General features: G+C 43.2%; 10 protein-coding genes. 2 read left to right on the top strand and 8 right to left on the bottom strand.

The window, feature by feature from the left end; all coding sequences use genetic code 11:
* Positions 1-240: 240 nt before the first annotated feature.
* Positions 241-636: a nuclear transport factor 2 family protein gene (locus J1N09_RS11445; RefSeq protein ID WP_265200350.1), complete on the bottom strand. Its 396-nt coding sequence runs from the start codon at positions 634-636 to the stop codon at positions 241-243.
* A gap of 456 nt (positions 637-1,092) precedes the next feature.
* On the opposite strand from J1N09_RS11445, the gene J1N09_RS11440 reads away from it, so the two are divergent.
* Entirely contained in the window at positions 1,093-1,923 is an 831-nt protein-coding gene (locus J1N09_RS11440) for a GLPGLI family protein (RefSeq protein WP_265200349.1), read from the top strand.
* A 46-nt stretch (positions 1,924-1,969) separates the two neighbouring features.
* Entirely contained in the window at positions 1,970-4,684 is a 2,715-nt protein-coding gene (locus J1N09_RS11435; protein ID WP_265200348.1) for a TonB-dependent receptor, read from the top strand.
* A gap of 504 nt (positions 4,685-5,188) precedes the next feature.
* Here J1N09_RS11435 and J1N09_RS11430 read toward each other — a convergent pair.
* The 7 genes from J1N09_RS11430 to J1N09_RS11400 all read right to left on the bottom strand — a co-directional run bounded on the left by J1N09_RS11430 (position 5,189) and on the right by J1N09_RS11400 (position 12,500).
* Positions 5,189-5,866 (bottom strand): porin family protein, encoded by a 678-nt coding sequence (locus J1N09_RS11430; RefSeq protein WP_265200347.1) that lies wholly within the window; start codon positions 5,864-5,866, stop codon positions 5,189-5,191.
* A 238-nt stretch (positions 5,867-6,104) separates the two neighbouring features.
* Positions 6,105-7,439: a hypothetical protein gene (locus tag J1N09_RS11425; RefSeq protein ID WP_265200346.1), complete on the bottom strand. Its 1,335-nt coding sequence runs from the start codon at positions 7,437-7,439 to the stop codon at positions 6,105-6,107.
* 115 nt (positions 7,440-7,554) lie between these two features.
* Positions 7,555-8,316 (bottom strand): 7-carboxy-7-deazaguanine synthase QueE, encoded by a 762-nt coding sequence (locus J1N09_RS11420; protein WP_265200345.1) that lies wholly within the window; start codon positions 8,314-8,316, stop codon positions 7,555-7,557.
* A gap of 39 nt (positions 8,317-8,355) precedes the next feature.
* On the bottom strand, positions 8,356-10,017 hold the full coding sequence (locus J1N09_RS11415; RefSeq protein WP_265200344.1) for a T9SS type A sorting domain-containing protein: 1,662 nt from the start codon (positions 10,015-10,017) through the stop codon (positions 8,356-8,358).
* A 211-nt stretch (positions 10,018-10,228) separates the two neighbouring features.
* Positions 10,229-10,744, bottom strand: a complete 516-nt coding sequence (locus J1N09_RS11410) for a YybH family protein (protein WP_265200343.1) — start codon at positions 10,742-10,744, stop codon at positions 10,229-10,231.
* A 20-nt stretch (positions 10,745-10,764) separates the two neighbouring features.
* The gene (locus J1N09_RS11405) at positions 10,765-11,190 is read right to left on the bottom strand and encodes a phage tail protein (protein ID WP_265200342.1); all 426 of its coding nucleotides are present in this window, start codon (positions 11,188-11,190) and stop codon (positions 10,765-10,767) included.
* A 143-nt stretch (positions 11,191-11,333) separates the two neighbouring features.
* Entirely contained in the window at positions 11,334-12,500 is a 1,167-nt protein-coding gene (locus tag J1N09_RS11400; protein ID WP_265200341.1) for a T9SS type A sorting domain-containing protein, read from the bottom strand.
* Positions 12,501-12,581: the final 81 nt, after the last annotated feature.

Genomic DNA, 12,581 nt, shown 5'->3' with positions numbered 1-12,581 from the left:
GGTCATTGGGAGTTATTTGAGAATTGATGCTTGTAATTTAAAGTTTTTCGATGTAGATTCCTCGCTGCCCTTCAACTACGCTCAGGGTAAACACTTGGAATGACAATGCATAGATTACCACTTCAACGAATCAACTTTTTGTTGTCGGGTGTCAGTTGTCCTGTGTCCGGTGTCAAGAGACTCTAACAATCTAGAATACTAAGAGTGACACGATACAAAAATACTAAGAGTGAAGCGATACTAAACTACTAACTCTCTCACTTTCGTTGGGTGAATAGAAGGGATGTCCCATACCTCAGAGATCTTGCCTTCCACGATGCGCCATACGATGACTGCGTCAACTTCTAGTTCGCGGTCATCCAGGATCATTTCGTTCTTACTGTGTACCACCACCAGTTCATCTCCAATAGCAGTGATGGAAACCGGGTTCACATTAAAGCATTTATGGCATATTTCTCCCATTTTTTGGAAGAAGTCCCGGAAACCTTCCAATCCAACGTAGGTCCCTTTTATTTCGGGCAGTAGTGGATTAAAAAAATGGAACTCGGCATTTCCGGCCAGCACGTCTGTTGCTGTGTCTATGTTGTTAGGATCAAATTTCTTAACTATTGCAATGTTAGGATGTTCTTTGTTCATAATACAGCGTTTATCGGTTACTATTTTCTTCGCATTTATAAGCGTTTTGCGCAATCGAATAAGTTAGATAATGATCTTCTATTTGTCAATGATATTGGTCAATTTATGGCGAGAAGTTAGAGGTTAGAAGTTAGAGGTTAGAAGTCAGAAGTCAGAAGTCAGAAGTCGGAAGTCGGAAGTCGGAAGTCGGACCTTCCATATCCACAAATCCACAAATTCACAAATCAACGCATCAACGAATCAACAGTTTTTGTCCGATGTCAAGACTCTAACAATCTAAAATACCAAGAGCGAAGCGATACTGAGAACGTAGTGATACTAATAGCGCAGCGATACTAAGAACGAAGTGATACTAACATATTCCGTCCACCGAATGTTAAGGTTTTTACAAATACGATTATCGCCGTCTAATGTTTGCTTATTTTCGTTCAACAAATTAATCGTAACCATCTCATCATGAAGTCACTATTCGGTTTATCACTAGCAATCTGCTTTGTTTTGCTGGCATCTTTCACGCCTGCTAACGATGATTTCCAGGGAAAAGCATACTACTATTCAAAATCTAAAATGGAACTGGGTAACTGGGGAGCTCGTATGAGTGAAGCTCAGAAAAAGCAGGTGTATGAGCGACTTAAGAACCGACTCAATAAAACTTATGTGCTTACCTTCAACAAAACGGAATCCATGTTTAAGGAGGAGGACCAGGTAGACGCCATCGCTGGTGCTACGGATTCCTGGGGAAATAATTTCTCGCGAGGAGATCAGTATAAAAATGTAAAGGAAAATCTGCTTGTACAGAGTCAGGAGTTCTACGGAAAGAAATTCCTGGTTAAAGATAAACTACAGGCGATCGATTGGAAGATGGGTTCAGAATCAAAACAAATAGGGCAGTATACCTGCTTTAAAGCAACGGCTTCCATCCCTACAGATGAGCTTGCCTGGTACGACTTTTCCTGGGGCGACCTGCGAAGAGAGGAAGCAAGTGACACGGCCGATGCGTCGAATGAGGCACCCGCCATTCCAATGACTGAAGTAGAAGCCTGGTACACGCTGCAGGTTCCTGTAAGTCATGGGCCAGGTGAATATTGGGGGCTACCCGGTCTGATCCTGGAAGTAAGCGCTGGAAATACCACCATGCTTTGCTCTAAGATTGTCATGAATCCTGAAGAGACCATCAAAATTGAAGCTCCGGACAAAGGCAAAGAGATCACAAAAACGGATTATCAGTCCACCATCCGTAGCAAGATGAAGGAAATGCGCGACAACCGCGGCCGAAGAAGAAACTAATGATTTCTCAATGCGCTATTTTCACAACTCCTAGCTTTCACATCTCATGAAAAAATTCTTTAGCCTAATTCTGCTAATGGCAGTATGTAATTCGTTTGCCCAGGTCACTCTGAAAGGCGTTGTGAAAGACAGCCTTAACAATCCGCTGGAATTGGCGAATGTTGTTGCAATGAATAAGGCTACAAATAGCCTTGAATCCTATGCTATTACGAATCCCAGGGGAGAGTATACCCTAAAACTTAAAGCCAATGAAACCTATAATATGCAGGTAAGCTATATAGGTTTGAAGAACATCCAGGAAACACTTTCCACCGAAGAAACGGATATTACCAGGGACTACACGCTGTTTGCAGACAATACCCTGGACGAGGTAGAGATCGTATATGAGATGCCGGTGAGTGTACGTGGAGACACCTTGGTTTACAATGCGGATTCATTTAATACCGGGACCGAACGTAAGCTTGGTGATGTACTCGAGAATCTTCCGGGAGTTGAGATCAACGAGGATGGTCAGGTGGAAGTAGAGGGGAAGGTCGTTAATAAATTGATGGTAAACGGCAAGGATTTTTTCGACGGCGATACCAAATTAGCCACAGAGAACATCCCATCCAACGCGGTGGATAAGGTGCAGGTTCTTCGGAATTATTCTGAAGTAGGCCAGCTAAGCGGCGTTAGGAACAACCAGGACAACGTAGCTCTCAATATCAAGTTAAAAGAGGGGAAGGAAAATTTCTGGTTTGGAAATGTGACGGCAGGAGCCGGTGCATCACCAGACGATGAATTGTATTTGCTTCAACCGAAGCTGTTTTATTATAGTCCGAAGTACAGCATCAACTTCATTGGTGACTTAAACAATACGGGGGAAGTGGCCCTTAACCGACGGGATATACGAAATCTTGGTGGAGGCTTCAGGGCACCCAGCAGGAGCAGTGGAACGAACATAAATCTGGGTGACAATAGTCTGAATTTCTTAACCAGTCAGGGGAATGCCCTCGAGATAGAAAATCAACTGGCTACGGCCAATTTCAGTTATTCACCTAAACAAAACCTGGACCTAAGCGGTTTTGCCATCTTCAACAGCAGCCGTGTCCTTTCCAGGGAAACCAGTCTTGTTCAATATACCGACGCCAGCCTTGGAATCCCTGATGAGGCCACCGATCAGCGAAGTAGGGAACGATCGGACCAGGGTTTGGTGAAACTCAGCCTGTCCTTTCAACCTAACCTAAGTAATCAGTTAGATTACGATGTTCTGGGTAGAATCTCGAAAGATTCACAGGTTCAGAGCCTGTTCTCTTCCGTGATCGGGAATACGGATCAGGTGGATGAGGTGACTCCTTTCAGTATAAATCAAAACCTGAATTATTACTACACCCTGAATGAAAAGAACATCTTCGCCTTTGAGGCAACACACCTTATCAAGGACGAAGATCCTTTTTACAATGCACTCCTGGTGAACGATCCTGACGGTGAGGACGCCTTCGATACCACGGCGGAAGCATTGGGTCTAAATACAACCTTACAGAACTACGATCTTGGTCAGAATCGACGGATCAAGTCCAACCAACTAGATGCCAAGCTGGATCACTACTACGTGTTGAATGCGCGAAGTAACCTGAATTTTACCCTGGGGACCATTTTGAGCAGACAGCAATTCAATTCGAACATCTTCCAGTACCTGGAAAACGGATCTATTTTTGATCCTACCCCCATCATTAACAACGGACTGGCGATCAATGACACCGAATATAATTTCAGTGATGTGTACCTGGGAGCGCATTATCGCGCTAAGTTTGGAAAATTCACGATAACGCCGGGGTTTTCGGTACACGCCTATGGAAACCGGAATATCCAGTTCGGGGAGGAATTCGAGGATAATTTCTTCCGTGTGCTGCCCGACTTCGAAACACGTATTCAGTTTAAGAAAAGTGAGCAGCTCACGTTCAGGTACGAGATGAGGAATCAGTTTACGGATGTTACGCGCCTTGCACAGGGACTCGTGCTTAACAACTACAACAGCATACAGTTTGGGGAACCCGATCTTCAAAATGCCTTATCGCACAATCTAAGTCTCTTTTACAGTAGTTTCAACCTGTTTAACTATACCAATGTGTTTGCCAGGGCGGCTTATACGAGTAATATAGACCAGATACGAAGCCTTACAAATTTCGAGAGTGTAATTCGAACAAGTACCTTTTTTAACTCGAATTTTGCCGATGAGAACGTAAGTGTATTCGGTCGTATTCAAAAGACCTTCGGAAAGGTGCGTACAAGCTTGAATGCTAGTTTCAATTATAGCAAGATCAACCAGTTCATACAGGGTAATCAGTCGCTGAACGAAGGCTTTACCCAGACGTATACGCCTGGGATCCGTACCAATTTCAGGGTAGCACCGAATATCAATGTTCGTTATCGATACAGTGTTACTGATAACAACCAGGGGGATCGAAAGACGACTTTTATCACCAATGCACCTTCCATTGAATTCGACGCCTATATCTGGAAGAAAGTCACCTTCAGAAGTAATTATACGTATACCAACCAGGATCTTGGGAACGGGGAATCACAGTCGTTTCAGAATTGGGATGCTACGCTTTCTTACCGCAAGAACCGGGATGCGAAATGGGAGTATGAACTTCAGGCCACCAATATTCTGAATATTGATTCCCAGGTTAGGAACAGTGCTAATAATATCTCTGTGTTTTCTTCTGAAACCTTTATACAGCCAAGGTTCGTGACCTTCAGGTTTGTTTACACCTTGTAATTGTTTGTTTCTGAAGCGATAGCTGAGCTTTTTTGTTTGATAGATGTACGGTGTTAGAAGTTAGAAGTTAGAAGTTAGTAGTTAGTAGTTAGTAGTTAGTAGTTAGTAGTTAGTAGTTAGTAGTGAGAAGTCGGATGCCGGACTTTTCAAATCCACAAATCCACAAATCAGCATTTTGTCCACTGTCATGATTTTAACAATCTAAAATTCCAAGAGCGAAGCGTTACCAATAACTTAGTGATACCAATATACCAACGTTTAAAGTCCGAAGTCGGAAGCACAGACTAAACAAATCAACGAATCAACATATTGTCCGGTGTCCGATGTCCGATGTCCGGTGTTTGGTGTCAAAAGTTGAAAGTCTAAAGTCAGAAGTGAGTTTTCTGGAAATCTAAAATTCCAAGAGCGCAGCGATACTAATAACGTAGTTATACCAACATTCTAACTTTACAATCAAAAAAGCCCCACCAAATGGTGAGGCCTATAAATTATGTGAGTGTGGTTTTATTCTTCATCGCCCATATCATCCATATCGCCACCACCTCCGCCACCTAGTGGGAAAGTAACACCAGCCATTAGCTGAACACCTCTAGTGTAGATAGAATCATCGAAGTCGGAGTCGTCCTCCTTCAGGTCTGTTACACCTTGAAGGAAAGTTCCTTGAAGAAAGATCTTAGTGCCTCCGTCCCCAACAGGAAAAGCGAGTCCAAGACCAGCACCCCAGGATACGTCGATCGACTTAAGATCATCGCTAATGTCCTCATCGGCAGAAGCGATAAAGTCGGCAGTTTGATCTGCACTCATATTGAAAGCTACACTAGGTCCCGCCATGATATACGGATGTACATTTCCGGCATCGAATGTAAATCGTGCGAAGACCGGCACCTCAATAGCGCCAATGACCGCCTCGATCTCACCGGGGACGCCTTCTTTTCTGTAATTAGTACCTTTTCTCAGGTACATGGCTTGGGCATGAATACTGAAAGTACCTTCTATTGGGAAGTTAGCTACAGCACCTCCACCAAAGTCCAGCCTTGTATTTGTATTTAATTTATTTCCGGGATCAAAATCAACTGAAGTTCCGTTGAAACCCCCTATAACACCCAGCTCTATCTGGGCTTGTGCCGTGAATGTCATACATAGGATGAACATTACAGCAAATACTCTGGTAATTGTACTCATAATGGTAGTTTATTTTAAATTAGACTTAAGTTCCGATTGTACTAATCAAATTTTCTCCATGGCCTCTGCCATTCGAATCATCGGTCTTGCCCTAACAATCAACTTCATTCAGGTTACTTTGACGAATCCCGTTTCAACCTCATTTTGAGGACCATATTGAGAGTTTTTACAATAGTGAAGGTAGTGATTTTTTTAATATCATATTGAAAAGGGGTAATTGCTTGACTATCTAACCAGGCTAATTACTGAAATAGGGAGTGCTGTTGGTTCCGCCTTGCTGAACCACCTGCAGTCTGTCGTTAAATATCTTCATTTTCGCAAAATCCTCTTTCCTTGCGTAAATCTCTTTTAAAGCCATAAGGGTGCTTATGTCGTTCGGATTAAGATGTTCTGCTCGCTGAAAATAAGGCATAGCTTTATCAAAAAGTGCCATGATCTCCGCTTCTTTCTTTTCATATTTTTTTACGCCTTCCGAAGAGAAATCATCAGCTAATACCATTAAAACTTTCGATTCCATAGCGGCCTTGTTGAAATAAAGAGCGCCGATACTGTAGGTGGCCATGGCATTTTCCGGATCTTTCGCAATACCCTGTTTATAATAATCCAGTGCGTTGCTGAAGTATAAGTTCTGCATGTCAGGGTCGCCACCTTGCGCCTCCTGTTGATATAAACCATCATATACATTTCCCAGGGTGACGTACAAAGAAACATTCTCCGGTTCTTTTTCAATAGCCGACTTAAGCTTTGCTACCAGTTCATCCAGCTGGTTGGTTTTAAGGAAATGATTTATCTCGGCGAAGAGTAGGCTCACATCATCCGGGAACAACTTTCTGCCTTCCTCGATGTATTTATAGGCATCATTGATATCTGTATTTTGATCAGCGGAGGCAATACTATAAAGTGCTTCATAGATGCTAGGTTTTTCATATTTCTTTCGATACAACTCCTCTAAATGCATTTTCGCTTCGCTATTCATCCTGGCGTTAAGTGCAGCAAGGCCGGAAATAAATACTTGATTATTATATTCATCTTCCGTATCCAGGGCACTATCAGCTCCCGCATTTTTCAATAGGGTGTGCGCTTCCAATACAGAGCTTAACAATAGATAAGCGCCCTGATAATCACCATCCTCGAAAGCCATTACCCCGGTTGTACTAATGTTATTCTGTACGGTGCGTATTCCATTCACAGCTTCCTTGGTCTCGTATTTTTTCTGTGCTAGTTTCTTCGCCTTCACATACGCCTCAAGGGCCGTGAGAGCAGGGTATTGCCGTTTTGGAAGTTTTGATGCATCTCCGAAACCAAGCTGACGAATTATAACTTTCTGATTAGCGATCTCGTTGTAGATATCTCCACGAAGTAGCCATACAGCAGCTTCATTGGTAGTTTCACTATCATTTATTGCTGCGTCTATATTGTCTGTTGCTTCAACAAATTTGGCCGCATTGCTGTTATCAATTTTATAGATAGTAAACGCTTTCTTGGCAGATTGTATATGTTCTTTACCACTTTGAGCCTTTACTGAGAAAGAGAGAATGGCAAGGATAAGGATTGAGGAGATCTTTATTTTCATGATTTCTGAAGTTTAATCAAAATTAACAATTTAAAGATGGACAAGGTATAAGGCAGTTGTCGTATTTATTTTAAAGTTTGAATATCTGTATGCTGTCACCGCTCCAACGCCAGGTCTACACGCCTCTTTTATCACCAAATATCCGAATGTGAAGTCGGTCCGTGTACTTAAAATTATATTTTTTACATACCTCCAGCAACCACACTTGCCGCTGTTTTAATTGTTCAGGATTGATTCCTTCCGGCATGAGATAGACAGTTTCCGGAGAGATGTTATATCGTTTGATTATTTCCAGCACCTCCTCGAGGTCTTTTTCTTCCGAGATAACAAATTTGAAATTCGACTTTGCAGATCGGGCAAAGAAGGAAAGCGCGGCCGGTTTCTCTCTCAGTTTCCGCGAATTATTGGAATTGCTGAGCTTAGGGGAGACATTGTACTGGTGTATCAGGGAGTCGAAAGGATCTTCTGGTATCAGGGTTCCGTTGGTCTCTACTTCAAAGTAATAATCGCCTGAATTCTTGTGGAACATTGCCATGAGTTCTGTTAGTTCCTTTTGCTGCATCATGGGTTCACCACCTGTGAGAACGATATTCCTGCAATGGGTTTTTTCAACGATCCCTACGATCTCCTGCGGGGTGGCTTCGTGGATCATTTCCTCCATTTTGAACTTCTTGTATCCCAGCCTGGAATCATTATTATGCTTGAAACGTGTATTCTCCCAGTTCCAGGTATAATCGGTATCACACCAGATACAATGTAAATTGCAAAGGGAAGTACGGATGAAGACGCTGGGTTGCCCCATGTTCTTACCCTCGCCCTGTATGGAGTGGAAAATCTCGGGTCGACCGTGAAGTTTTGCAAGCTTAATTCTGGTCATAGGAGAAAAAGTACGATATAAACCCTGAAGGAATGTTCTTTAATCAACGATAATTTTGAATGGGATCGCTCCAAACTCATCTTTTATCTCCATTAAATAGATCCCACTGGCCATTTGCTGGGGAATACGAATTTGTCCTGAAGGGTTCTGATAAGTTTCAGAAAAAAGCTGCTGGCCGGACAAAGAATAGATGCTCATTTCAACATTACCAAAAGCGCCCGAACTATTTAGTTGAACTACGATCTCACTTCCAACGGGATTCTGCATCAACCTGTATCTCTCACCGCGGTTTACTTCGGAAACACCCAGTGAACCGTCGCGTATTTCGTCCAATGCAAACTGGGCACTGGCAGCAGTTACTTCCACGTGAGATTCATTTACCAATGGGATAAACGTATTCGCAAAAGGGGAGGAGTGAATTCCTCCTATGTCCGGAGCTTCAAACCAATCATCTTCATTGTCGATCGCCAAAGCGCTGATCACCGGGATGAAGGAAAATTCATCCTGGTTCAATGCGTCAATAAACGCCACGATCACAGGGTTGGTAGCTCCACCACCACCCAGTGCGGCAGAAATTACGGATGTACCTCCTGGAGAGGCATCAACACCATCAGTAAACGAAAAGCCCTCAGCATCTGCTGCATAGCTGTTTAGCGGAATTCCTATAAGGAAGCTGTCCATACTGGTTACATTATTCGTTAAACCGGCTTCCGGGGTGAAACGGAGCACTATATCTGCGGTTACACCCGGACTTAGCTCCAGTGTGGTATCCACCACAAGCATACCTGGATTCCCGGTAGTCGTGCCTTGCGAACTCCCATTCACCATTGCCACATTCCTCACATTTTGCGGAAACCCAAGGGCATCCAACTCCGATTGAAAGGCGTCTCTGAAGTTAGGGGCACCGTCGGGTAATAGTTTGTTCGGGTCCTGGAGGAAGTCGGAACCGGCTTGTAAATGACTCAAATAATGGTCGTACAGCATTTCTTTGGCTGCAGGAGAATTCAGTACGCTCTCAACGATGGCAAGTGCTTCGGCATTGCCGAACTCTCGAGCTAAATAGTTAATTAGGTATTGCAGGCTTATCGGAATATTTGCTCCACGATGCGGCGAATCGAAGGAGATATAAAGTCGTGTTTCAGTATCCAGGCTGTTTTGTTCCATATAAGACAGAGCGTACCTGGCAATTAAACCTCCCATACTTGGGCCAAGAACTACCAATTCGGCATCACCTACTTTCTGATCGTTCATTTCATTGATCAGTTCAACCAACACCATGGCGTTGCGCTGAATATAATCGGCTCCTCCGTCTATATTCTTTCCTCCGGTGCTGTATTGTGGCGCATTCAGAATTACTATATCATATCCCTCATCTCGCAGTATATCAGCCATATTTTCTCCGCCAAAACTAAGGCTGTTATACAAGCCTGCTATATCCCTGCCATCCCCGGGATCAAAACCATCCAGTACTATGATGGGCTGGTCCAGAATTCCGTCAACATTGTCAAGGAATATCTCGTATTCACCTTCACCAAAATAGGCCTGAGATTCGTCATAGCCCTGGTAGGCAATGCCAGCTGTAATAGGAGTAACTACACCCCTGTTGGCAATGGGCGCATCCGGAGCCGGGTGCATGAAGCTTAGCTGTGCAAATGTGGAAATTGATACTAATGAAAGGAGTAAGGTAAAGATAGATCGCATAATATGGGCTTTAGCAAATTTTGCTGTGGAAGATACTAATAAAACTTCGGGTTTTCAACGGTCACGCATTCAGGAATCCTGAAACGGGGCAATAACAGCATATGACTAATTGCAGCATTTTGCAGCAATTTGAAAGCCCAAAAGTTGGCAATAACAACGTTGACCTTTGTCTTTATACCGACTTAGATGCTCGGGAGTATGTGTTTCCTGCTTACTCTGCAGCTTCTTCAGAAGCCGACTCTTCCGCCATCTGCTCCATTTCGGGTTCCGGTAGAGGTTGACTACTATTCCAGATATCCTTATCGTATTTCCAGACACCGTCCACTTTTTTCCAAATGACAATATATTTGCCTTTGTCGATTGTGGAACCGTCTACTGCATTGATCACGAATGTACCCTCTTCAACAGCTGTATCACCGTAACCAGTGGCTTTGATAGTTGTAAGAACACCACTATTTATACCCATTTCAAAACCTGCTTTCCAATAGGCTTCTATGCCTTCGCTTCCGGAAATAGACTCACTATTTGGAGGATGAATGGTTGCATCGGAAGTATAAACAGCCGTTAATCTTGCGGCGTCATTCGCATTAAATGCTGCGATAAATTCTTCGTTCGCTTTGCGAATTTCCTCTGTAACATCAGTGGGACCCTGGGTGCAGGATATAAATACGATTGAAATAAGAACAAAGCCGAAAGCTGGCTTTATTCGCTTAAGAATACTTCTCATGATTAGTTGTTTTAGTTGAATTATCGTTTCGAAAATGTGTAGAAAGAATAGCCCACCTCAAGATCATCGATCACCGTAGAGGGAAGCTTACTATCTACTTTTTGTGTATGATGACTCATAGGATAGGCATTGTGAAGCGTCCATTCCATCAAGGGCTTACCGCTGGAATCCTTTAAACAAAGAATCACACGGGATTTTTCCGGAGCCACATTATCCTCATTTGGTCTTCCAAACCACTCCATAATCCTGGAGCCTGGTTGGGCTTTTCCTTTTTTTAGTATGATGCGATCCGACTTAGGCAGGGAAGGGAGTCGGTATTTGAAGGGATGGTCCCCAGGTAGTAATGCATGCTTTAACGCGGGCTCCGTTGAGACTCCGTCCACCATTTCAAAAGAGGTTTGCTCTCCATTGGCGGACAATTCAAAGTAATATTCGGATGAACTCATATTGTCATTATTGGTTTAGTGTAGTTGTCTCTTAAAGATAGTAAAAAAAGTTAACCGACTGTCATGCAAAGGTCCGTTCTTCAGAAATGAAAAAGAGGCAACCTCCTAAAAGGCTACCTCCTAAAAGAAGTATATGAAAAAAATTACTGCTTTACGATCTTGTAAATCCCGGATTTACCATTAACTACCGCGGAACACACGTACTGTCCACTGCTTAAGTAGGAAATATCCAGTTCGGAAGTAAGTGCATCCACCGGCTGGTACATTACCCTTCGTCCAAACATATCAAATATCGAAATGCTTTCTATACGTTCATCAGCCTGTATATAGACCGAATCCCCGGCAGGATTAGGATATAAATTGAACAAACGTTTGAGATTATCAGCCACAGAGAGGTCAGGGTCTGGGTTTCCTATCCACGCAAATTGAGATGTAGCTACAACATAAATTATCCCAATCAGTGTCGTGAGCCCCGTAACGGTGTTGACAATTCTTAGTTCCGAATCGAAAACGGTATTATTAAAAGCGGCTAAAAGTATCACTCCGGCTACATAACTCAAGGCCATTCCCTGTCCGAAATTCGCATCGAAACCAATTGCTCCGATCAGCACGGCCAGACCAGTTAGTTTGTTGATGCTCCATATACTGTCATTATCAATGTCCAGGGCAAATAGCGCTCCTGTAACTGTTATAGCCAGGGCAATTCCAAGTGTCATACCCGTTATCCCAACTACCGTGGCCGCGATGGTTACCAAATTTATGAGTAACAAGGTAGTAACAACAGCATTCGTCGACAACGCATAGAGCAATCCATCTGTGGGGTCGAATTCAAGGCCAGTGATACTTTCACCAGGTGGAATTCCCGTAAGGGCTCCAAGCAGGGTGTAAATCCCAGAGATAAGGTTTAGTGAATAAATATTATTGTCGTTATCTACCACGTAGGCCTTGGAACCATTTCCGTTTACAGCGCCAGCTCCTTCGAAATTCGGATTTGTGATAGGGGAGTTTGCAATAGGAGTAAAGGCCGCAGGATTACCTTTATTGAATTTTCCATAGGTCTCACTAGAATTCTCAATTCCGAAGATATCCGATCCTCCAACACGCATTTGGGTAACAGGCACGTCTGTCCTTCGCCCATAATGGGCTCTTAGAAGATCAATCTCCTCTGGAGAGAATACAGCGGTAACACATTTGTGTGTGGTTTGATTCTTGCGTTCGAGTAGTTCAGCTAAAGTAGCCGGAGACTGTGCGAATAAAGGAAAGGAAAGGAAAATAGCACACAGTACAACCCATGAGTGTAATGCTTTCATAATGGATTATAATTGGTTAGTATTCAGAAAGATACAAAAAATTTGCTTTGCCTCGGCAGAGATTTCCCAAGTGAAGGAATC

The organism is Aureitalea sp. L0-47, assembly GCF_026126405.1.
Taxonomy (GTDB): domain Bacteria; phylum Bacteroidota; class Bacteroidia; order Flavobacteriales; family Flavobacteriaceae; genus Pukyongia.
The sequence above is the reverse complement of the archived record's forward strand: the minus strand, read 5'-3'. Positions and strand labels throughout refer to the sequence as shown.